Consider the following 22757-nt stretch of genomic DNA (forward strand, 5'->3'; position numbering starts at 1 on the left):
GGGGTGATTATTCTGGGTGGCCTGGATGTATGCGATCCACCTGTGGGAGCGAGCTTGCTCGCGATAGCGGTGGGTCAGTGACGGTGATGTCGGCTGTGCCGTCGCAATCGCGAGCAAGCTCGCTCCCACAGGGGCAGGCTTGTGGTCCATTCAATACAAATCCACCGGATCCACATCCAGCGACCAGCGCACCGCCCGCCCACTGGGCATCTGTTCCAGCACCAGCAGCCAGGCGCTCAATAGCCGATGCAGCGGCGCCCGGGCATTGGCCTGTAATAACAGTTGTGCCCGATAGCGCCCGGCCCGCCGCTCCATCGGGGCCGGCACCGGGCCGAGCAGTTCGATGCCAGTGAGGGCCTGCTGCGCCAGCAAGCGTTCGGCCTCGCTGCAGGCCTCGTCGAGGAAGCTTTCGGCCTGCCCGGGCTTATGGGCTTCGGCCCGCAGCAACGCCAGGTGTGCAAAGGGCGGCAGGCCGGCGCTGCGACGTTCGCTCAAGGCCTGTTCGGCGAAGGCGAAGTAGCCTTGCTCGGTCAATTGGATCAGCAGCGGATGATCGGCCAAGTGCGTCTGGATGATGACTTTGCCCGGCTCTTCGGCTCGTCCGGCTCGGCCCGCGACCTGGACGATCAACTGTGCCATTCGCTCGCTGGCGCGGAAATCGCCGGAGAACAGCCCGCCGTCGGCGTCCAGGATCGACACCAGTGTGACCCGGGGGAAGTGATGCCCTTTGGCAAGCATCTGCGTGCCTACCAGGATGCACGGCTGGCCTTTTTGAATGGTCGCGAACAATTGGTTCATCGCGTCTTTGCGCGACGTGCTGTCGCGATCCACCCGCAGTACCGGGTAATCGGGAAACAGAATGCCCAGCCGTTCTTCAGCGCGTTCGGTGCCAGCGCCGACGGGGCGCAAGTCCACTTTGCCGCATTGCGGGCAATGCCTTGGCACTCGTTCGGCGTGTCCGCAATGGTGGCAGCGCAGCTCGCCGTGGCGTTGATGCACGGTCATCCGGGCGTCGCAACGTTCGCAGCCGGACATCCAGCCGCAATCGTGACACAGCAGGGTCGGGGCGAAACCACGACGATTGAGAAACACCAAGACCTGCTGCCCGGCAGCCAGGGTCTGGCCGATGGCTTGCTGCATCGGCCCGGAAATACCGCTGTCCAGCGGGCGACTTTTCACATCCAGGCGCAGGAAGCGCGGTTGTTTGGCGCCGCCGGCCCGTTCGTTCAGGCGCAGCAGGCCGTAGCGACCGGTGTAGGCGTTGTGCAGGCTTTCCAGGGACGGCGTCGCCGAACCGAGCACGATGGGAATGTTTTCCTGGCGAGCGCGCACCAGTGCCAGGTCGCGGGCGTGGTAACGCAGACCTTCCTGCTGTTTATAGGAGCCGTCGTGTTCTTCGTCGATGATGATCAGGCCGGGGTTCTTCATCGGCGTGAACAGGGCCGAGCGGGTGCCGATGATGATGTCGGCCTCGCCGTCCCGGGCGGCAAGCCAGGCTTCCAGGCGTTCGCGGTCGTTGACCGCTGAGTGCACCAGGGCGATCCGGGCGTTGAAACGCTGTTCGAAGCGCGCCAGGGTTTGTGGGCCGAGGTTGATTTCCGGGATCAGCACCAGGGCCTGCTTGCCGGCTTCCAGGGTCTGGCGGATCAGTTGCAGGTAGACTTCGGTCTTGCCGCTGCCGGTGACGCCCGCCAGCAGAAAGGCGTGATAGCTGTCGAAACCTGCGCTGATTGCCTCGCAAGCGGCCCGCTGCTCGGCATTGAGCGGCAATTCCGGCTGGGCCAGCCAATGTTCATGGCGGGCGCCGGGGGCGTGCCGGCGGACTTCTACTTGGACCAGGTCCTTGGCCAGCAACAGATCGAGGCTGTCCTTGCTGAGCATCAGTTTGCTCAGCACCTGATGGGCAACGCCGTGGGGGTGCTGGGCCAGGGTCGCCAGGGCCTCGCGCTGGCGCGGAGCGCGGGCGATGCGCGGATCGTCCAGCGAGGCGCCCGGTGTCACCGACCAGAACCGTTCCTGGCGTGCCTCGGCCGGTTCGCCCTGGCGCAGCAGCACCGGCAGCGCCCAGCTCAGGGTGTCGCCGAGACTGTGTTGGTAATACTGGGAGGTCCACAGGCACAGCTTGAACAGCGATGCAGGCAGCGGCGGCGTGGCATCGAGCAGGGCCAGGGCCGGTTTGAGTTTGTCGACCGGGACCTCGCTGTGGTCGGTGATCTCCACCAGGATCCCGATCATTTCCCGTCGGCCGAAGGGTACCCGCAGGCGCATGCCCGGTTGCAACTGGGCGCGCAGGACCCCGGCCGGGGCGCGGTAGTCGAACAGGCGGCGCAGAGGCGAAGGCAAGGCGAGGCGCAGAATGGCGTTGGGCACGCAGGGGGATCTCGGTAGACGGACAAGTTCACAAGGCTGAGCGCGATCCAATGTGGGCGCGAGCTTGCTCGCGATAGCGGCGTACCAGTCAACATTCATGCTGCTGACTCAGCGCTATCGCGAGCAAGCTCGCTCCCACAGGGAATTGTGCTTGAGGCCGGGAGCCTAGCAGACGGTTGGTACAAGTCATAGCTTGCGCGATTGATGTTGTCTGGTAGAATCCGCGGCCTAATTACGTGCGGTATTCAACAATAGTGTTGGGTGGCGGCACGCTAGCCTGAGGAAAACAGCATGAAAACCGATATCCATCCGGAATACCCAGAAATTGCCGTGACTTGCAGCTGCGGCAACAAGTTCGAAACGCGTTCGACCTACGGCAAAGCCCTGTCGATCGACGTTTGCAACGAATGCCACCCGTTCTACACCGGTAAGCAGAAGACCCTGGATACCGGCGGCCGCGTTCAGAAGTTCGCCGATCGTTTCGGTGCTTTCGGCAAAGCTGCTCCAAAGGCCTGAGGCTGATCATTTTGGATGGTCGTCTCGACTGCTCCAGACTGATAAAGAAGGCGTCCCTTGTGGGCGCCTTTTTTGTGTCTGCGATTTGGCTCACGGGCGCCCAGGCGTTGTGCCCGGCACCCACGGGCCTGACCCAAGTGACGGTCCAGCGCGTGGTGGATGGCGACACCCTGCGCCTGACCGATGGCCGCAGCGTGCGCATGATTGGCCTCAATAGCCCTGAGCTGGGGCGGCAGGGGCGTTCCGACGAACCCTTCGCTGTCGCGGCTCGTCGACGTCTCGAAGCGCTGGTGAGTACCAGCGGAGGGCGTGTGGGATTATTGCCCGGCAAGGAAAACAAAGACCGCTACGGTCGCACGTTGGCCCATGTCTACAGCGGCGACGGCAAGAATCTCGAAGCGCAATTGCTCGCCGAGGGCCTGGGTTTTCACGTGGCGGTGGCACCGAATGTCGATCTGGCGGACTGCCAGCGCGCCGCCGAACGTCAGGCGCGTGAAGCAGGCCTCGGGTTGTGGAAGCGTTCGCCGGTACTCGATACACGGCAAATCAAGGCCCCAGGCTTCGCCGTGCTCAGTGGCCGGGTCAGTGAAGTCCGGCGTAATCGTGGTGGTGTTTGGCTCGAATTACAGGACTCGGTTGTATTGCGCGTTGCACCCAATCTTCTGAAGCGTTTCGACAGGGTTTCGCTTGAGCATCTCAAGGGTCGTCAGATTGAAGCGCGCGGCTGGGTGGTCGATCGTTCGCGGCGTGAAGGGCTTAAGCAGGGACAAGCCCGTTGGTTGTTGCCGTTGACCGATCCCGCCATGTTGAGCGTGATCTCTCAGTAAGAAATTGTAGACATTTGTCCGTTTAATTGTATGCATGTAGCCCTTGTGTTTCGCGGCTCTTGGTCCAAAGTCGTAGGGTAGGGCGCTTGACAGGGGTGACTGGTCAGTCTTGTAGGGACTTTGCGAGGCGCGTATCCTCGGCGGTCCGTCTGTCCAACACAGTAAAAAGCGGAATGCCCACATGTCTGATCTGAAAACTGCCGCTCTCGAATATCACGCTCATCCTCGTCCAGGAAAGCTGAGTGTCGAGCTCACCAAGGCCACCGCTACTGCCCGCGATCTGTCGCTGGCCTACAGCCCCGGCGTAGCCGAACCAGTCCGCGAAATCGCTCGCGACCCTGAACTGGCCTACAAATACACCGGTAAGGGCAACCTGGTTGCAGTCATTTCTGATGGCACCGCGATTCTCGGCCTGGGTAACCTCGGCCCATTGGCTTCCAAGCCAGTCATGGAAGGCAAGGGTGTGCTGTTCAAGCGCTTCGCCGGTATCGACGTGTTCGACATCGAAGTCGACTCCGAAAGCCCGCAAGCCTTCATCGACACCGTCAAGCGCATCTCCATCACCTTCGGTGGCATCAACCTGGAAGACATCAAGGCCCCTGAGTGCTTTGAGATCGAACGTGCCCTGATCGAACAGTGCGACATCCCGGTGTTCCACGATGACCAGCACGGCACCGCCATCGTCACCGCGGCCGGCATGATCAACGCCCTGGAAATCGCCGGCAAAACCCTGCCTGAAGCCAAGATCGTCTGCCTGGGTGCCGGCGCTGCCGCCATCTCCTGCATGAAGTTGCTGGTGAGCATGGGCGCCAAGATCGAAAACATCTTCATGGTTGACCGTACCGGCGTGATCCATTCCGGCCGTGACGACCTGAACCAGTACAAGGCCGTGTTCGCCCACGCGACCGACAAGCGCTCCCTGGCGGACGCGCTGGACGGTGCCGACGTTTTCGTTGGCCTGTCGGGTCCGAACCTGCTGAGCCCGGAAAACCTGCTGCGCATGGCGCCGAACCCGATCGTGTTCGCCTGCTCGAACCCAGACCCGGAAATCTCCCCGGAACTGGCTCACGCCACCCGCAATGACGTGATCATGGCCACCGGCCGTTCGGACTACCCGAACCAGGTCAACAACGTACTGGGCTTCCCGTTCATCTTCCGTGGTGCCCTGGACGTTCGCGCCAAACGCATCAACGAAGAAATGAAAGTCGCGGCGGCCAACGCCCTGCGCGAACTGGCCAAGCTGCCGGTGCCTCAGGAAGTGTGCGACGCCTACGGCGGCATTAAGTTGGAATTCGGTCGTGAGTACATCATTCCGAAACCAATGGACGCCCGCCTGATCACCCTGATCTCCGACGCCGTGGCCAAGGCCGCGATCGAGACGGGCGTGGCCACCCTGCCGTATCCGAAGAACTACCCGCTCAAGAGCGTGGATGACGTGTTCAACGGCTAAACCGTTGTAGCGCTTCAACGAAAACCCCGGCTCTTGCGAGTCGGGGTTTTTTGTTGCCTGCCGCTTTTATATGACCGCCACAAACCCCTGTGGGAGCGAGCTTGCTCGCGATTGCCATCTGGCAATCAACATTGATGCAAGCTGATCCGCCGCCATCGCGAGCAAGCTCGCTCCCACAGGAATGAATGATGTGGCCAAAAAAAGCCCCGCACTGCTTTCGAAGGCGGGGCTTTTAAGATTGTCGCTGCTTAGAACAAATCAATCGGCGCCGCTTCGTCCGCCGGCAGCGGGCTGCCTGGCGCAACGCCGTTGCCCAGCTCGTTGACCGACGGCGGGGTGTCTTCGCTCTTGAACAGTTCGAAGTACGCGCCCGGAGTGCCTGGGGTGGCCGCACGGCCGCTGATCGGGTCGACGCGCAGGCTGAGGATGCCTTCCGGTTCCGGTTGGGTGTGGGGAGGCTTGTCCTTGAGGGCCGCGCCCATGTAGCTCATCCAGATCGGCAGCGCCACGGTGCCGCCGAACTCGCGACGTCCCAGGCTTTCGGGTTGGTCGAAGCCGGTCCAGACGGTGGTCACGTAATCCGCGTTGTAGCCTGAGAACCAGGCGTCCTTGGATTCGTTGGTGGTGCCGGTCTTGCCCGCCAGATCGGTGCGGCCCAGGGCCAGGGCGCGGCGACCGGTGCCGAGCTTGATGACGTCCTGCAGCATGCTGTTGAGAATGTAGGTGGTGCGGCCGTCGACAATGCGCTCGGCAATGGCCGGCGCTTGCGGTACTCCCGGGGCCGTCGTGGCTTCGCCCGGTGTCGCATTGACCGTGAACGTCTCGGTGGACGGTGCGGCGACACCGTCGCTGGCCTGCTCGCCCGTAGGCACGCGTGGTGGGTTGGCGAGGAACAGCGTCTCGCCGTTACGACTTTCGATCTTGTCGATGATGTACGGGGTGATCTTGTAGCCGCCGTTGGCGAACGTGCTCCAGCCCATGGCGATTTCCATCGGGGTCAGGGTCGCGGTGCCCAGGGCCAGGGACAGGTTGCGCGGCAGGTCCTGCTTGTTGAAGCCGAACTTGCTGATGTAATCAATGGTGCGATCCACGCCCAGGGCCTGGAGCAGGCGGATCGAAACCAGGTTGCGGGACTTGTACAGCGCTTCGCGCAGGCGGATCGGACCCAGGAACGTGTTGGTGTCGTTCTTCGGGCGCCAGACCTTGTCCAGGTATTCATCGACGAACACGATCGGCGCATCGTTCACCAGGCTGGCGGCGGTGTAACCGTTGTCCAGGGCGGCGCTGTAGACGAATGGCTTGAAGCTCGAGCCCGGCTGGCGCTTGGCCTGCAGTGCCCGGTTGTAATTGCTCTGCTCGAAGGCGAAGCCGCCCACCAATGAACGGATTGCACCGTTCTGGGGGTCAAGGGACACCAGCGCGCCTTGGGCGGCTGGGATCTGGCTGAATTTTAGGCTGTTGTCCGCCTGGCGCTGCACCCGGATCAGGTCGCCGACCTGGGCAACGTCTGACGGCTGACGGGGGTTGGCACCCATGCTGTTGGTATTGAGGAACGGGCGGGCCCATTTCATGGCGTCCCAGGCCACGTGCTCTTCCAGCTCGCCGTTGCGGGTCATGACCTTGATGCCGTCCTTGTCCACCGACGTGACGATCGCCGGTTCCAGGCTGCTGATGGTGCGCTGTTTGGTCAGCTCCAGGGCCCAGGCTTCCTTGGTCTTGCCCGGCAGGCGCGATTCAGGGCCACGGTAGCCGTGGCGCTGATCGTAGGTCATCAGGCCCTCGTGCAGCGCGGTGTTGGCCATCTCCTGCAGGTTGCTTGGCACCGTGGTGGTCACGCGGAAACCTTCGGTGTAGGCGTCGCTGCCATAGCGGCCGACCATCTCGGCACGGGCCATCTCGGCGATGTACGGAGCATTCACTTCCGGGGTCGGCACGTGGTAGCTGGCGTTCAGTGGCTCGTTGATCGCTGCGGTGTAATCGGCCTCGGTAATCTTGCCGAGCTTGTACATGCGCCCCAGGATCCAGTCGCGGCGCTCCTTGCTGCGGGTCGGGTTGGCCAGCGGGTTGAAGCGCGACGGTGCCTTGGGCAGGCCGGCGATCATCGCCATTTGCGCCAGGCTCACATCGCGGATCGACTTGCCGTAATACACCTGCGCCGCCGCCTCGATGCCGTAGGCGCGGTTGCCCAGGTAAATCTTGTTCACGTAAAGCTCGAGGATCTCATCCTTGGTCAGCTGTCGCTCGATTTGCAGGGCCAGAAGGATCTCGGTGGTCTTGCGCGAGAAGCTGCGCTCACTGGTCAGGAAGAAGTTCTTGGCCACCTGCATGGTGATGGTGCTGCCGCCTGACTGAATATGACCGCTCTTGATCAGCTGGCTGGCGGCCCGCATCAGGCTGCCAGGGTCGACGCCATAGTGGTTGGCGAAGTTGTCATCTTCAGCACTTAGTAACGCATTGATGAAGTTGGGGGGAATGTCGGCGAAACGGATCGGTGTGCGGCGCATTTCGCCAAATTCGGCGATTAACTTGTTGTCGCTGCTGTACACCCGCAAAGGAATCTGCAACTGAATACTTCTCAGCGCCTCCACGGACGGCAATCCCGGACTAAGGTAAAGAAACGCACCGCTCAGACCCAAGAGCAGTCCGCAGAAAACGGCGACGATGGACCATCCGAAAAATTTCAGCAGACGAATCAAGGCTTTTGGATATCCAGGCAAAGAATGAAAAAGGCGCCAGGCGCAGGGAAGGATCCTGGCAAGCAACAAAGCGAAAAAAAACGCTGGGCATTATAAGCATTTTTTTTCGTCGAAAACGCCACCCGGACGTCCGTCGGGCCGGGGTGATTGAACGCAATGCATATTAGAGAGTCCGTAACTCACGGATAGTCATAGGGAATTGGTAGTGCTACGACTCTTCAATAAAAAAGCCCATACGCTTCTGGGGATAGACATCAGCTCCACATCGGTGAAGCTGCTTGAGTTGAGCCGCCAGGGGGACCGGTACCGCGTCGAGTCCTACGCGGTCGAACCGTTGCCGGCCAATGCAGTGATCGAAAAAAACATCGCCGAGCTCGAAGGGGTGGGCCAGGCATTGTCTCGGGTGCTGGCCAAGGCCAAGACACCCACGCGCAACGTAGCCGTGGCCGTGGCCGGTTCAGCGGTGATCACCAAGACCATCGAGATGGACGCCGGGCTGTCCGACGACGACATGGAAAACCAGCTCAAGATCGAGGCCGATCAATACATTCCTTATCCGCTGGATGAGGTGGCCATCGATTTTGAAGTGCTGGGCGTGTCACCGCGTAGCGCCGAGCGGGTCGAGGTGCTATTGGCGGCCTGTCGCAAGGAGAACGTCGAGGTTCGCGAGGCTGCGCTGGCGTTGGCCGGGCTGACGGCCAGGGTGGTCGATGTGGAAGCCTACGCACTGGAGCGCGCCTTCGGCCTGCTCGCTACGCAACTGGCCGCGTCCCAGGAACGTTTGACCGTGGCGGTCATCGATATCGGCGCTACCATGACCACCCTCAGCGTGCTGCACAACGGTCGGATCATCTATACCCGCGAGCAATTGTTCGGTGGCCGTCAGCTCACCGAGGAAATCCAGCGGCGCTATGGCCTGACACCCGAGCAGGCCGGTCAGGCAAAGAAGCAGGGTGGCCTGCCGGACGATTACCTCAGCGAGGTGCTGCAACCTTTTCGCGAGGCCTTGGTGCAGCAGGTTTCGCGGTCCTTGCAGTTTTTCTTCGCTTCGGGCCAGTACAGCGCGGTGGACCACATTTTGTTGGCTGGAGGCTCGGCATCGGTCGCTGGCCTGGATCGACTGATCGAGCAGCGCCTGGGCACGCCGACCCAGGTGGCCAACCCGTTTACCAACATGTCCCTGAGCAACAAGGTCAATGCCGGCGCCCTGGCCAGTGACGCGCCGGCGCTGATGATTGCTTGCGGGCTGGCCCTCAGGAGTTTCGACTGATGGCGCGGATCAACCTGCTGCCCTGGCGCGAGGAGTTGCGCGAAGAGCGCCGCAAGCGCTTCTTGCTGGCATTGGTGGGCGCACTGGTCGGCGCGGTGGGCCTGACGTTGGTCATTATCCGGTACGTCGACAGTGCCATCGACCACCAAGTGGCGCGTAACAGTCATCTCTCGGAGCAGATTGCCGTGCTGGATGAGCGCATCAAGCAGATCAGCGAATTGAAAGCCCGTCGTCAGCAGCTGTTGGAGCGCATGCGCATCATCCAGGACCTGCAGGGCAACCGGCCGGTCAGCGGGCGGATTTTCGACCAGCTGGCCCGGACCTTGCCGGACGGGGTGTATTTCACTGAAGTGAAAATGGAAGACAAGACACTCTTTATCAAGGGCGGCGCGGAATCGAACAACCGGGTTTCGGACCTCATGCGCAACCTGGACTCATCGGACCTGTTTGATGCGCCCAGCCTGACGGAAGTCAAGGCCACCACCGCCGGTCAACTCGATCAGGCCAACGTTTTCCAGCTGACGGTCCGCCAGACCCGCCCTGCCGATGGGGGGGATACCCAATGAAGCCAGGGGAATGGTTCGACGCGCTGCGCAAGATCGACATCAGTGACCTGGACACCAACAACATCGGTGCCTGGCCGGCTCCGATCAAATGGCTGGCCGGCGTCCTGCTGGTGGTCCTGGTGCTGGGGCTGGGCTACAACTTTGCCTTGAGCGACCTGGAGAACCAGCTGCAGCAAGTGCGCGAGGAAGAAAACACCCTCAAGGCGCAGTTCGCGGGCAAGGCCCACATGGCTGCAAACCTGGAACGGTACATCGAGCAGATGAAGCAGATGGAAACATCCTTCGGTGTGCTGCTGCGGCAACTGCCCAGCGACACCGAGGTTCCGGGCCTGCTGGAAGACATTACCCGCACCGGCCTGGGCAGCGGCCTGGAGTTCGAGGAAATCAAACTGCTGCCGGAAGAGACCCAGCCGTTCTACATCGAGTTGCCGATCCAGATTACCGTGACCGGTGATTACCATGACCTGGCGACGTTCGTCAGCGGCGTAGCCGGGTTGCCTCGGATCGTCACGCTGCACGATTTCGAGATCGCGCCGATGGAGCCCGAGGCTGGCACGAAGCTGCGTATGAGCATCCAGGCCAAGACCTACCGGTACAACGAGCAGGAGGCGCAACCATGAAGCCGGTTTGTCGCATAGGCCTGTTGGCAGGACTGGTCGCGCTGGCGGGCTGCAACAATGACAAGGGTTTCGACGATCTGGATGCCTACATGAATGAAGTGCGCCTGCGCCCGCCCGGCAAGATTGAGCCGACGCCGACGTTCAGGCCCTACGAAACCTTCACCTACAGCGCCGCCAACCTGCGTAGCCCTTTTTCCAGGCAGGTCCGGGTGGATCAGACCGATCGGCAGAAGGGCTCGCGCAACGTCCAGCCCGACCCCAACCGGGTGAAGCAATATCTGGAGGGCTTCAACATCGAGCAGTTTGAAATGGTGGGGACGATCTCCAACGTCAGCGGCTCTTTCGCGCTTCTGCGGGGTGCGGGCGGGGTACATCGGCTCAAGGTCGGTGATTATCTGGGGCGTAACGACGGACGGATCTTCGCCATCAGCGCCACCCAGGTCGATGTGATCGAAATCGTTCCCGATGGCGAGGGTGCCTGGCTGGAGCGACCACGGACCATTCCTTTGAAAGAGCACTCAATAGTGGAACCCCAACAATGAACAGGTTTTTGTCAGCCTTCGGTATTTCGCTATGGATAGCGCTGTTGTCGCCGATGGTTCACGCGGCCAGTCTGAAGACGCTGGATGTCGCGGCGTTGCCGGGTGACCGCGTCGAGTTGAAGCTCACCTTCGACGGGCCGCCGCCCACACCCAGGGGCTACACCACCGATCAACCGGCCCGGATCGCACTGGATCTGCCCGGCGTGACCAATCAACTGACCAGCAAGAGCCGCGATCTGGGCGGCGGCAATGCCCGCAGCGCCACAGTAGTCGAGGCGGGCGACCGCACGCGGTTGATCATCGGCCTTACCCAACTGGCGCCGTATAACACCCGGGTCGAGGGTAACAACCTGTTCGTGGTGGTGGGCAAGGGTGTCGTAGCGCCCAAGGCCAATGCCAATTCCCAGGCTGCCCGTCCGGCGGTCGCCAGTGCTGCGCCGGCCAGGGTCAAGGCGCCCGTGGGCAAGGCTATCCGTGGCGTGGATTTCCAGCGCGGAACCCAGGGTGAAGGCAATGTGGTGATCGATCTGTCGGATCCCTCCATCGCCCCGGACATCCAGGAGCGCGAAGGCAAGATCATCCTCAATTTCGCCAGGACCCAGTTGCCTGAACCGCTGCGGGTGCGCCTGGATGTCAAGGACTTCGCTACCCCGGTGCAATTCGTCAATGCCACTGCTGGAAGCGACCGAGCGACGATCAGCATCGAACCGAGCGGTACCTTCGATTACTCGACCTACCAGACCGACAACAAGCTGACCGTCAGCGTCCGGCCCATGACCGCCGAGGATCTGCAGAAACGCAACACCGACCGTGCTGCCTACAGCGGTGAAAAGCTGTCCCTGAACTTCCAGGACATCGAAGTGCGTTCGGTCCTGCAGTTGATCGCCGACTTCACCAACCTGAACCTGGTGGCCAGCGACACGGTGCAGGGCGGCATCACCCTGCGGCTACAGAACGTGCCTTGGGACCAGGCGCTGGACCTGGTGCTCAAGACCAAAGGGCTGGACAAGCGCAAGGTTGGCAACGTGTTGCTGGTGGCTCCGGCCGATGAAATCGCGGCGCGCGAGCGCCAGGAACTGGAGTCCCAGAAGCAGATTGCAGACCTGGCGCCGCTGCGGCGCGAGCTGCTGCAGGTCAACTACGCAAAAGCCGCAGACATCGCCAAGCTGTTCCAGTCAGTGACCAGTGCCGAAGCGAAGGCCGATGAGCGCGGTACGATCACGGTGGATGAGCGAACCAACAATATCATTGCCTACCAGACCCAGGACCGGCTCGACGAACTGCGCCGGATCGTGGCGCAGCTGGATATTCCAGTGCGCCAGGTGATGATCGAGGCGCGGATCGTCGAGGCTAACGTCGATTACGACAAAAGCCTGGGCGTGCGTTGGGGCGGCTCGATACAGAACAAGGGCAACTGGAACTCCTCCGGGGTTACCACCGGCACCTCCACGACCATTGGCACGCCGGGCAGTACCGGCACCAACCAGCCGTTCGTCGACCTGGGCGCTTCCGGCAACACCTCCGGGATTGGTATCGCGTTCATTACCGACAACGTTTTGCTGGACCTGGAGCTGACGGCCATGGAAAAAACCGGCAACGGCGAAATCGTCTCCCAGCCCAAGGTGGTGACGTCCGACAAGGAGACCGCGAAAATCCTCAAGGGCACGGAAATCCCCTATCAGGAAGCCAGCTCCAGCGGTGCCACGTCGGTGTCGTTCAAGGAGGCCTCGCTGTCGCTGGAGGTGACGCCACAGATCACTCCGGACAACCGCATCATCATGGAGGTCAAGGTCACCAAGGATGAGCCGGACTACCTGAACAAGGTGCAGGAGGTGCCGCCGATCAAGAAAAACGAGGTCAACGCCAAGGTCCTGGTCAACGATGGCGAGACCATTGTGATTGGCGGGGTTTTCTCAAATACTCAGAGCAAGGTTGTAGATAAGGTGCCATTTCTTGGCGATGTGCCGTATCTTGGCCGCCTTTTCCGGCGTGATGTGGTTTCGGAGAAAAAATCCGAGCTGCTGGTGTTCCTCACTCCGCGTATCATGAACAACCAGGCGATTGCTGTGAGTCGTTGATTCTGTGCGAAATTTGATTCTTGTTGGGCCGATGGGCGCTGGAAAAAGCACCATCGGCCGTTTGCTGGCCAAAGAGCTGCGCCTGCCATTCAAAGATTCCGACAAGGAAATTGAATTGCGCACGGGCGCCAATATCCCATGGATTTTCGACAAGGAAGGCGAACCGGGCTTTCGTGACCGTGAGCAGGCGATGATCGCCGAGCTGTGCGCGTTCGATGGCGTGGTGCTGGCCACTGGCGGCGGCGCGGTCATGCGCGAAGCCAATCGTCGGGCGCTGCATGCCGGCGGACGAGTGGTCTACCTGCACGCCTCTGTCGAACAGCAGGTGGGCCGCACCGCCCGGGATCGCAACCGGCCGCTATTGCGCACCGCCGACCCGGCCAAGACCCTGCGGGACCTGCTGGAATTACGGGATCCGCTGTACCGGGAGATCGCCGATCTGGTGGTGGAGACCGACGAACGGCCGCCGCGGATGGTGGTGCTGGACATTCTTGAGCGCCTGCAGCAACTGCCTCCCCGTTAATGCGCCTTGCGAAATGCGCTATCCTCGACGTCCCGTCGGGTCCGGCTGGGGTGTGGCGGATAGCCATCCACTGGCGTCATGGCAAGCACTTGGGACCTGTGGCGAGGGGATTTATCCCCGTTGGGCTACCTTCGTTAATTGCAGGCAGGACGCCTGATACCATCTTCACTGTGGGGACACATGCAGACACTTAAGGTCGACCTGGGCGAGCGCAGCTACCCGATTCACATTGGCGAAGGTTTGCTGGACCAGCCCGAACTGCTGGCGCCGCATATCGCCGGGCGGCAAGTGGCGATCATCTCCAACGAAACCGTCGCACCTCTGTATCTGGAACGCCTGAGTCGCAGCCTGTCGGCCTTCTCGGTCATTTCCGTGGTGTTGCCCGATGGTGAAGCCTTCAAGAACTGGGAAACCCTGCAGCTTATTTTCGACGGCCTGCTGACCGCGCGGCATGATCGCCGTACCACGGTGGTTGCCCTGGGCGGTGGCGTGATCGGTGATATGGCCGGTTTTGCCGCGGCCTGCTACCAGCGCGGCGTCGACTTCATCCAGATCCCCACCACGCTGCTGTCGCAGGTTGACTCGTCGGTGGGCGGCAAGACCGGGATCAATCATCCGCTGGGCAAGAACATGGTCGGCGCTTTCTACCAGCCCAACGTGGTGTTGATCGACACTGCCACCCTCAATACCTTGCCGGCTCGCGAACTGTCTGCCGGGCTGGCGGAAGTCATCAAGTACGGGCTGATCTGTGACGAGCCGTTCCTGGGTTGGCTGGAAGAAAACGTCGACCGCCTGCGGGCGCTGGATCAAGTGGCCCTGACCTACGCCATCGAACGCTCCTGCGCCGCCAAGGCCGCCGTGGTCGGTGCCGATGAGCGTGAGTCGGGGGTGCGTGCCACGCTCAACCTGGGTCACACCTTTGGCCATGCCATCGAAACCCACATGGGCTATGGTGTCTGGCTGCATGGCGAAGCGGTTGCGGCCGGTACGGTCATGGCCCTGGAAATGTCCGCGCGCCTGGGCTGGATCAGCGAGCAGGAGCGTGATCGCGGTATTCGTCTGTTCCAGCGTGCCGGGCTGCCGGTGATCCCGCCTGAAGAAATGACCGAGGCGGATTTTCTTGAACACATGGCAATCGACAAAAAAGTGATCGACGGTCGTCTGCGTCTGGTGCTGCTGCGCCACATGGGCGAAGCGGTGGTGACCGACGATTATCCGAAAGAGGTTCTACAGGCCACGCTGGGAGCGGACTACCGCGCCCTGGCTCAGCTTAAAGGTTAATAAGATTCCGATGACTAGTTTGCATGCCGACGAGGCTTTCCTCGGTCATTTCCAGTTGAGTCATGACCCTTTTGCTCCACGGGTCCCAGGCTTCAAATTCTTCCCCGCCCAGCGCAAGCCTGTGCTGGGTCAGTTGCATCACCTGGCGCGCTATAGCCAGTTGCTACTGGTCGTCACCGGTCCTCAAGGCAGTGGCAAGACCTTGCTGCGCCAGGCCCTGGTGGCCAGTACCAACAAGCAGTCGGTGCAAAGCGTGGTGGTTTCCGCCCGCGGCGCCGGCGATGCCGCCGGCGTACTGCGTCAGGTGGCCCAGGCGCTGAATGTCGCCCAGGCCGAGATCGGTGCGATTCTCGATCAGATCGTGCAACTGGCACTGACCGGGCAGGAAGTCTATTTGCTCGTGGACGATGCCGAGCAACTCGACGAGTCGGCCCTGGAGGCGTTGCTGGCCCTGGCTGCCGGTGCGCCAGAAGGTCGTCCCCATGTGTTCCTCTTCGGCGAGTCGTCGCTGATCGCCGATCTGGATCAGTTGAGCCTTGAGGAAGAGCGCTTCCACGTTATCGAACTGGCGCCCTACACCGAAGAGGAAACCCGTGAATACCTGGCCCAGCGTCTTGAGGGCGCAGGACGGGGTATCGAACTTTTCACCGCCGATCAGATCTCTGAGATTCACGAAAGCGCCGACGGCTGGCCTGGCAACATTAACCAGGTGGCCCGCGATGCTCTGATCGAAGTCATGATTGCCAGCCGCTCAGCGGTTAAGCGTCCAAGTATGGGGTTCAACATGCCGAAGAAGCACGTATTGGCGATTTCCGCCGTCGTCGTGGTTGCGGTCGCCGCCGCCTGGCTGATGCCGGGTCGTAACAAGGCGCCTACCACGGGCGCACCCGCCAACGAACAGGCGCAGCTGCCTCTGGGCCAAGGCACGCCGCAACCCAACGGTGGGGCGCCGGCGGTGGAATTCGCCGGCAACACCCAGCCGATGCCGCTGCCACTGGTCGGCCAGTCCCAGCCGGTCATGCGTGGCCCCCTGGCCGAAGCCGCTGGCGGCATCACCGAAGGCGACGACGGCGCGGCGCCACCGATCGACGACAGCAGCGACACGCCACCGACCGTGACCACCACTGCGCCGCCGACGGGTGTGCCGGCGGGGCCTGCGCCGACACCATCACCTGCCCCGGCTGCCAAGCCGACTCCGGCGCCTACGCAGGTGGCTACCGCCAAGCCTGCCCCGGCTCCAGCGCCAGCGCCAGCGCCGGCGACAAAACCTGCGCCAGCACCAGCGGCCAAGGCTGCGGGTGGTAGCTGGTATGCCGGTCAGGCGCCGGGTAACTACGTGGTGCAGATCCTCGGCACCAGCTCCGAAACCGCTGCGCAGAGCTTCGTCAAGGAGCAGGGCGGCGAGTACCGTTATTTCAAGAAAGTGCTCAACGGCAAGCCGCTGTATGTCATCACCTACGGCAGCTTTGCCAATCGTGATGCAGCCGTTTCCGCCATCAAGGCCTTGCCAGCGAAGGTTCAGGCTGGTAAACCTTGGCCTCGCACTGTCGCCAGCGTCCAACAGGAACTGGCAGCAACTCGCTGAAGATTCGGCGGCCTTACCCAGGCCGCCTCTCCCGGCAACCTCAAAATTTCCGCAAGGGCGAGCGACCTTTCAGGCCGCGCGCCTTGTGGTGTCTGCGTCACGGTAGCGTTTGAGTCGTAGCGGTCGAACCCAAAAAAGTTTTGACTAGCACAGCATATAGCTTTAAACCTTTCACAAATGCGACATGGATTTGCGACAGTTCGTCGTCAAATTTGTGAGCCCCTGTGTCGGTGTGTACAATGACCTCCCTTTTGCCCCCGCAAAGCTGGCGTACGTTCGGCGCGGCACGCAACTGGTTGAATTGAAAAGAAATTTGCCTCGTTTAGAGGCAGCCTGGTGAGAAAGTGTCTATGAAAGCAGGTCTGTACCAACCAGATGAATTCAAGGATAACTGCGGTTTCGGCCTGATAGCCCATATGCAGGGCGAGCCCAGTCATACCCTTTTGCAAACGGCCATCGAGGCCCTGACCTGCATGACCCACCGTGGTGGGATCAACGCCGACGGCAAGACCGGTGACGGTTGTGGCTTGCTGATTCAAAAGCCCGACGAGTTCCTGCGTGCCGTTGCCCAGGAAACGTTTGGCGTGACCCTGCCCAAGCAGTACGCCGTGGGCATGGTGTTCTTCAACCAGGACCCGGTGAAGGCGCAAGCGGCTCGCGAGAACATGAACCGCGAGATCCTGGCCGCCGGCCTGCAGCTGGTCGGCTGGCGTAAAGTGCCGATCGACACCAGCGTCCTCGGCCGCCTGGCGCTCGAGCGCCTGCCGCAGATCGAACAGGTGTTCATTGCCGGCGATGGCCTGAGCGACCAGGACATGTCGATCAAGCTGTTCAGCTCCCGTCGTCGTTCGTCCGTGGCCAATGCCGCCGACACTGATCACTACATCTGCAGCTTTTCCCACAAGACCATCATTTACAAAGGCCTGATGATGCCGGCGGACCTCACCGCCTTTTATCCGGACTTGAGCGACGAGCGCCTGAAAACCGCGATCTGCGTGTTCCACCAGCGTTTCTCCACCAACACCCTGCCGAAATGGCCGCTGGCCCAGCCGTTCCGCTTCCTCGCCCACAACGGCGAGATCAACACCATCACCGGCAACCGCAACTGGGCCGTGGCCCGTCGCACCAAGTTCGCCAACGACCTGATGCCCGACCTCGAAGAGCTCGGTCCGCTGGTCAACCGCGTGGGTTCGGACTCATCGAGCATGGACAACATGCTGGAGCTGATGGTGACCGGTGGCATCGACCTGTTCCGTGGCGTGCGCATGCTGGTGCCGCCGGCGTGGCAGAACGTCGAGACCATGGACCCGGACCTGCGGGCCTTCTACGAATACAACTCCATGCACATGGAGCCGTGGGACGGTCCGGCCGGTATCGTCATGACCGACGGTCGCTACGCCGTGTGCCTGCTGGACCGTAACGGTCTGCGTCCAGCGCGCTGGGTCACCACCACCAACGGGTTCATCACCCTGGCGTCGGAAATCGGCGTCTGGAACTACCAGCCCGAAGACGTCATCGCCAAGGGCCGCGTAGGCCCGGGCCAGATCTTTGCCGTGGACACCGAAACCGGCCAGATCCTCGACACCGACGCCATCGACAACCGTCTCAAGTCCCGTCATCCGTACAAGCAATGGCTGCGCAAGAATGCCCTGCGCATCCAGGCGACCATGGAAGACAACGACCACGGTTCGGCTTTCTACGACGTCGATCAGCTCAAGCAGTACATGAAGATGTACCAGGTGACGTTCGAGGAACGTGACCAGATCCTGCGGCCGCTGGGTGAGCAGGGCTACGAAGCGGTCGGCTCCATGGGCGACGACACGCCGATGGCCGTGCTGTCGCAGCGCGTGCGCACGCCGTACGACTACTTCCGCCAGCAATTCGCCCAGGTGACCAACCCGCCGATCGACCCGCTGCGTGAAGCGATCGTGATGTCCCTGGAAATCTGCCTGGGCGCCGAGCGCAACATTTTCCAAGAGTCGCCGGAGCACGCCTCGCGCGTGATCCTCAGCTCGCCGGTCATTTCCCCGGCCAAATGGCGCTCGCTGACCAACCTCGACCGTCCTGGCTTCGCGCGCCAGGTCATCGACCTGAACTACGACGAAAGCGTCGGCCTGGAAGCGGCGATCCGCAACGTCGCCGATCAGGCTGAAGAAGCCGCGCGCGCCGGGCGCACCCAGATCGTGCTGACCGACCGCCACATCGCGCCGGGCAAGCTGCCGATCCACGCCTCGCTGGCCACCGGTGCGGTGCACCATCGCCTGACCGAAAAAGGCCTGCGCTGCGACTCCAACATCCTGGTGGAAACCGCCACTGCCCGCGATCCGCATCACTTTGCGGTGTTGATCGGTTTCGGTGCTTCGGCGGTGTATCCGTTCCTGGCCTACGAAGTACTGGGCGACCTGATCCGTACCGGTGAAGTGCTGGGCGACCTCTATGAGGTGTTCAAGAACTACCGCAAGGGCATCACCAAGGGCTTGCTCAAGATCCTGTCGAAGATGGGCATCTCGACCATCGCGTCATACCGTGGCGCGCAACTGTTCGAGGCCATTGGCCTGTCCGAAGAAGTCTGCGAGCTGAGCTTCCGTGGCGTGCCGAGCCGCATCAAGGGTGCGCGTTTCGTCGACATCGAAGCAGAACAGAAAGCCCTGGCAGCTGAAGCCTGGAGCCCGCGCAAGCCGATCCAGCAGGGCGGCCTGCTGAAGTTCGTCCATGGTGGTGAATACCACGCCTACAACCCGGATGTGGTCAACACGTTGCAGGCTGCCGTGCAACAGGGCGACTACAGCAAGTTCAAGGAATACACTTCGCTGGTAGACAACCGTCCGGTGTCGATGATCCGCGACCTGCTCAAGGTCAAGACCTTGGACACGCCGCTGGACATCAACGAAGTGGAGCCGCTGGAGTCGGTGCTCAAGCGCTTCGATTCCGCCGGGATCTCCCTGGGCGCCTTGTCCCCGGAAGCCCACGAAGCCCTGGCTGAAGCCATGAACCGCCTCGGCGCGCGTTCCAACTCAGGCGAAGGCGGCGAAGATCCGGCGCGCTACGGCACGATCAAGAGCTCGAAAATCAAGCAGGTGGCGACCGGCCGCTTCGGTGTGACGCCGGAATACCTGGTCAACGCTGAAGTGCTGCAGATCAAGGTCGCCCAAGGCGCCAAGCCCGGCGAAGGCGGCCAGTTGCCCGGCGGCAAGGTCAACGGCCTGATCGCCAAACTGCGTTACGCGGTGCCCGGCGTGACCCTGATCTCGCCACCACCACACCACGACATCTACTCGATCGAAGACTTGTCGCAACTGATCTTCGACCTCAAGCAGGTGAATCCGAAGGCGCTGGTCTCGGTGAAACTGGTCGCAGAAGCCGGCGTCGGCACCATCGCCGCCGGCGTGGCCAAGGCCTATGCCGACCTGATCACCATCTCCGGCTACGACGGCGGCACTGGTGCCTCGCCGCTGACGTCGATCAAGTACGCTGGCGCGCCGTGGGAACTGGGCCTGGCCGAAACCCACCAGACCCTGCGCGGCAACGACCTGCGCGGCAAGGTCCGAGTGCAGACCGATGGCGGCCTGAAAACCGGCCTGGACGTGATCAAGGCGGCCATCCTTGGCGCCGAAAGCTTCGGCTTCGGCACCGCGCCGATGATCGCCCTGGGCTGCAAATACCTGCGCATCTGCCACCTGAACAACTGCGCCACCGGCGTGGCGACCCAGAACGACAAACTGCGCAAGGATCACTACATCGGTACCGTCGACATGGTGGTGAACTTCTTCACCTACGTGGCCGAGGAGACCCGTGAGTGGCTGGCGAAGCTGGGCGTGCGTTCGCTCGAAGAGCTGATCGGCCGTACTGACCTGCTGGAAGTGCTCGAAGGCCAGACCGCCAAGCAGCAGCATCTGGACCTGACCCCGTTGCTGGGCAGCGATCACATTCCGGCCGACAAGCCACAGTTCTGCCAGGTCGAACGCAACCCGCCGTTCGACAAGGGGGAGCTGGCCGAGAAAATGGTCGACATGGCCGCTTCGGCGATCAACGACCTGAGCGGTGCCGAATTCGACCTGGATATCTGCAACTGCGACCGTTCCATCGGCGCACGCATCTCCGGCGAAATCGCGCGCAAGCACGGCAACCAGGGCATGGCCAAGGCGCCGGTCACCTTCCGTTTCAAGGGCACTGCAGGTCAAAGCTTCGGCGTCTGGAACGCCGGCGGCCTGAACATGTACCTGGAAGGTGATGCCAACGATTACGTGGGCAAGGGCATGACCGGCGGCAAACTGGTCATCGTTCCACCCAAGGGCAGCGTCTACAAGACTCAGGACAGTGCCATCATCGGCAACACCTGCCTCTACGGCGCCACGGGCGGCAAGCTGTTCGCCGCCGGCACCGCGGGTGAGCGTTTTGCCGTGCGTAACTCCGGGGCCCACACGGTGGTGGAAGGCACCGGCGATCACTGCTGCGAGTACATGACCGGTGGTTTCGTCTGTGTCTTGGGCAAGACCGGTTACAACTTCGGCTCTGGCATGACCGGCGGTTTCGCCTACGTGCTCGACCAGGACAACACCTTCGTTGACCGGGTCAACCACGAACTGGTGGAAATCCAACGGATCAGCGGCGAGGCGATGGAAGCCTACCGCAGCCACCTGCAACGCGTGCTGGACGAATACGTCGAGGAAACCAACAGTGAGTGGGGTCGTAACCTCGCCGAAAACCTCGATGACTATCTGCGTCGTTTCTGGCTGGTCAAGCCCAAGGCTGCCAACCTGAAGTCGTTGCTTTCCAGCACTCGTGCCAACCCGCAGTGATATGCGCCTGAAGAGTTTGATGAGGTTTTAACAATGGCTGAACGTCTGAATAACGACTTCCAGTTCATCGATGTCGGGCGCAAGGATCCGAAGAAGAAACTGTTGCGTCAACGCAAGAAAGAGTTCGTGGAAATCTACGAGCCGTTCAAACCCCAGCAGTCGGCCGACCAGGCCCACCGCTGCCTGGGTTGCGGTAACCCGTATTGCGAATGGAAGTGCCCAGTGCACAACTTCATTCCCAACTGGCTGAAGCTGGTGGCCGAGGGCAACATCCTCCAGGCCGCCGAGTTGTCTCACCAGACCAACACCCTGCCGGAAGTCTGCGGCCGGGTGTGCCCGCAGGATCGCCTCTGCGAAGGTGCGTGCACCCTCAATGACGGTTTTGGCGCGGTGACCATCGGTTCGGTGGAGAAGTACATCACCGACACCGCGTTCGCCATGGGCTGGCGCCCGGACATGTCCAAGGTCAAGCCGACCGGCAAGCGCGTGGCAATCATCGGTGCCGGCCCGGCGGGCCTGGGCTGCGCCGACGTGCTGGTGCGCGGCGGTGTGAGCCCGGTGGTGTTCGACAAGAACCCGGAAATCGGCGGCCTGCTGACCTTCGGCATCCCCGAGTTCAAGCTGGAAAAGACCGTACTGAGCAATCGTCGCGAAGTCTTCACTGGCATGGGCATCGAGTTCCGCCTGAACACCGAAGTGGGCAAGGACGTGACCATGGAGCAACTGCTCGAAGAATACGATGCGGTATTCATGGGCATGGGCACCTACACCTACATGAAGGGCGGCTTTGCCGGTGAAGACCTGCCGGGCGTCTACGACGCGCTGGACTTCCTGATCGCCAACGTCAACCGCAACCTGGGCTTTGAAAAGTCGCCGGAAGACTTCGTCGACATGAAAGGCAAGAAGGTCGTGGTACTTGGCGGCGGCGACACGGCGATGGACTGCAACCGCACCTCGATCCGCCAGGGCGCCAAGTCGGTGACCTGCGCCTATCGTCGTGACGAAGCCAACATGCCCGGCTCGCGCAAAGAGGTGAAGAACGCCAAGGAAGAAGGCGTGAAATTCCTCTACAACCGTCAGCCGATCGCGATTGTCGGTGAAGACAAGGTCGAAGGTGTGAAGGTGGTCGAGACCCGTCTCGGCGAGCCGGACGCCCGTGGCCGCCGCAGCCCCGAGCCGATTCCCGGTTCCGAAGAGATCATCCCGGCCGATGCCGTGGTCATCGCCTTCGGCTTCCGCCCAAGTCCGGCGCCGTGGTTCGAGCAGTTCAGTATCCAGACCGACAGCCAGGGCCGCGTGGTGGCTCCGGAACAGGGCCAATACAAGCACCAGACCAGCAACCCGAAGATCTTCGCCGGTGGCGACATGGTCCGTGGTTCCGACCTGGTGGTGACGGCGATCTTCGAAGGCCGCAATGCGGCGGAAGGGATCTTGGATTACCTGGGGGTCTGAACACTTCCTAACGCTGGAATGCGATCAAATGTGGGAGCGAGCTTGCTCGCGATAGCGGTGGATCAGTCGACGAACATGTTGAATGTGACGCCCTCATCGCGAGCAAGCTCGCTCCCACAATTGTTTTGTGGTGTTGCTGAACATTGCATGGCACCGCGACAAATTGCCCCGATAGATAAAAG

At 61.8% G+C, this 22757-nt stretch carries 15 protein-coding genes; 13 read left to right on the forward strand and 2 right to left on the reverse strand.

Going from position 1 to position 22757, the window contains the following annotated elements; genetic code table 11:
- Positions 1-150: 150 nt before the first annotated feature.
- Positions 151-2370 carry a primosomal protein N' gene (locus tag QNH97_RS01740; RefSeq protein WP_283555318.1) on the reverse strand — a complete coding sequence of 740 codons (2220 nt, stop codon included), beginning with the start codon at positions 2368-2370 and terminating at the stop codon, positions 151-153.
- A 291-nt stretch (positions 2371-2661) separates the two neighbouring features.
- Between QNH97_RS01740 and rpmE the strand changes: the two genes are divergently transcribed.
- The 3 genes from rpmE to QNH97_RS01755 all read left to right on the forward strand — a co-directional run bounded on the left by rpmE (position 2662) and on the right by QNH97_RS01755 (position 5163).
- Positions 2662-2886: a 50S ribosomal protein L31 gene (gene rpmE / locus QNH97_RS01745; RefSeq protein ID WP_256229404.1), complete on the forward strand. Its 225-nt coding sequence runs from the start codon at positions 2662-2664 to the stop codon at positions 2884-2886.
- Between the two features lie 11 nt (positions 2887-2897).
- Entirely contained in the window at positions 2898-3713 is an 816-nt protein-coding gene (locus QNH97_RS01750; protein WP_283555319.1) for a thermonuclease family protein, read from the forward strand.
- A gap of 181 nt (positions 3714-3894) precedes the next feature.
- The gene (locus QNH97_RS01755) at positions 3895-5163 is read left to right on the forward strand and encodes a malic enzyme-like NAD(P)-binding protein (protein WP_053117649.1); all 1269 of its coding nucleotides are present in this window, start codon (positions 3895-3897) and stop codon (positions 5161-5163) included.
- A 248-nt stretch (positions 5164-5411) separates the two neighbouring features.
- Here the strand turns inward: QNH97_RS01755 and QNH97_RS01760 are convergent, their stop codons facing one another.
- Complete coding sequence (locus QNH97_RS01760) at positions 5412-7856, reverse strand: penicillin-binding protein 1A (RefSeq protein WP_283557587.1); 2445 nt, start codon at positions 7854-7856, stop codon at positions 5412-5414.
- Positions 7857-8064: 208 nt separating this feature from the next.
- Between QNH97_RS01760 and QNH97_RS01765 the strand changes: the two genes are divergently transcribed.
- The 10 genes from QNH97_RS01765 to QNH97_RS01810 all read left to right on the forward strand — a co-directional run bounded on the left by QNH97_RS01765 (position 8065) and on the right by QNH97_RS01810 (position 22575).
- Positions 8065-9129 (forward strand): pilus assembly protein PilM, encoded by a 1065-nt coding sequence (locus tag QNH97_RS01765; protein ID WP_283555320.1) that lies wholly within the window; start codon positions 8065-8067, stop codon positions 9127-9129.
- Positions 9129-9695: a PilN domain-containing protein gene (locus tag QNH97_RS01770; protein WP_283555321.1), complete on the forward strand. Its 567-nt coding sequence runs from the start codon at positions 9129-9131 to the stop codon at positions 9693-9695. The genes QNH97_RS01765 and QNH97_RS01770 overlap by 1 nt, the downstream gene beginning before the upstream one ends.
- Positions 9692-10315, forward strand: a complete 624-nt coding sequence (pilO, locus tag QNH97_RS01775; RefSeq protein WP_283555322.1) for a type 4a pilus biogenesis protein PilO — start codon at positions 9692-9694, stop codon at positions 10313-10315. Before QNH97_RS01770 ends, pilO begins: the two co-directional genes overlap by 4 nt.
- Positions 10312-10857, forward strand: a complete 546-nt coding sequence (locus QNH97_RS01780; protein ID WP_283555323.1) for a pilus assembly protein PilP — start codon at positions 10312-10314, stop codon at positions 10855-10857. Before pilO ends, QNH97_RS01780 begins: the two co-directional genes overlap by 4 nt.
- The gene (locus tag QNH97_RS01785; protein ID WP_283555324.1) at positions 10854-12935 is read left to right on the forward strand and encodes a type IV pilus secretin PilQ; all 2082 of its coding nucleotides are present in this window, start codon (positions 10854-10856) and stop codon (positions 12933-12935) included. The genes QNH97_RS01780 and QNH97_RS01785 overlap by 4 nt, the downstream gene beginning before the upstream one ends.
- A 4-nt stretch (positions 12936-12939) precedes the next feature.
- Entirely contained in the window at positions 12940-13458 is a 519-nt protein-coding gene (aroK, locus tag QNH97_RS01790; protein WP_024779904.1) for a shikimate kinase AroK, read from the forward strand.
- A 180-nt stretch (positions 13459-13638) separates the two neighbouring features.
- A complete protein-coding gene (aroB, locus tag QNH97_RS01795; protein WP_283555325.1) occupies positions 13639-14739 on the forward strand; it encodes a 3-dehydroquinate synthase in 1101 nt (366 codons plus the stop codon).
- Positions 14740-14749: 10 nt separating this feature from the next.
- Positions 14750-16324, forward strand: a complete 1575-nt coding sequence (locus tag QNH97_RS01800) for an AAA family ATPase (RefSeq protein WP_283555326.1) — start codon at positions 14750-14752, stop codon at positions 16322-16324.
- A gap of 350 nt (positions 16325-16674) precedes the next feature.
- Positions 16675-21123, forward strand: coding sequence for a glutamate synthase large subunit (gene gltB / locus QNH97_RS01805; RefSeq protein WP_283555327.1), 4449 nt, complete (start codon positions 16675-16677; stop codon positions 21121-21123).
- Between the two features lie 33 nt (positions 21124-21156).
- A complete protein-coding gene (locus QNH97_RS01810; protein ID WP_283555328.1) occupies positions 21157-22575 on the forward strand; it encodes a glutamate synthase small subunit GltD family protein in 1419 nt (472 codons plus the stop codon).
- Positions 22576-22757: the final 182 nt, after the last annotated feature.

The sequence above is a fragment of the Pseudomonas sp. G2-4 genome, assembly GCF_030064125.1.
Lineage (GTDB): Bacteria > Pseudomonadota > Gammaproteobacteria > Pseudomonadales > Pseudomonadaceae > Aquipseudomonas.

What these genes read in the sequence shown, in the direction of transcription:
- rpmE (WP_256229404.1), top strand. Translation starts at nt 2,662, where the DNA reads ATGAAAACCGATATCCATCCGGAATACCCAGAAATTGCCGTGACTTGC.
- QNH97_RS01755 (WP_053117649.1), top strand. Translation starts at nt 3,895, where the DNA reads ATGTCTGATCTGAAAACTGCCGCTCTCGAATATCACGCTCATCCTCGT.
- QNH97_RS01770 (WP_283555321.1), top strand. Translation starts at nt 9,129, where the DNA reads ATGGCGCGGATCAACCTGCTGCCCTGGCGCGAGGAGTTGCGCGAAGAG.
- pilO (WP_283555322.1), top strand. Translation starts at nt 9,692, where the DNA reads ATGAAGCCAGGGGAATGGTTCGACGCGCTGCGCAAGATCGACATCAGT.
- QNH97_RS01780 (WP_283555323.1), top strand. Translation starts at nt 10,312, where the DNA reads ATGAAGCCGGTTTGTCGCATAGGCCTGTTGGCAGGACTGGTCGCGCTG.
- QNH97_RS01785 (WP_283555324.1), top strand. Translation starts at nt 10,854, where the DNA reads ATGAACAGGTTTTTGTCAGCCTTCGGTATTTCGCTATGGATAGCGCTG.
- aroB (WP_283555325.1), top strand. Translation starts at nt 13,639, where the DNA reads ATGCAGACACTTAAGGTCGACCTGGGCGAGCGCAGCTACCCGATTCAC.
- QNH97_RS01800 (WP_283555326.1), top strand. Translation starts at nt 14,750, where the DNA reads ATGACTAGTTTGCATGCCGACGAGGCTTTCCTCGGTCATTTCCAGTTG.
- gltB (WP_283555327.1), top strand. Translation starts at nt 16,675, where the DNA reads ATGAAAGCAGGTCTGTACCAACCAGATGAATTCAAGGATAACTGCGGT.
- QNH97_RS01810 (WP_283555328.1), top strand. Translation starts at nt 21,157, where the DNA reads ATGGCTGAACGTCTGAATAACGACTTCCAGTTCATCGATGTCGGGCGC.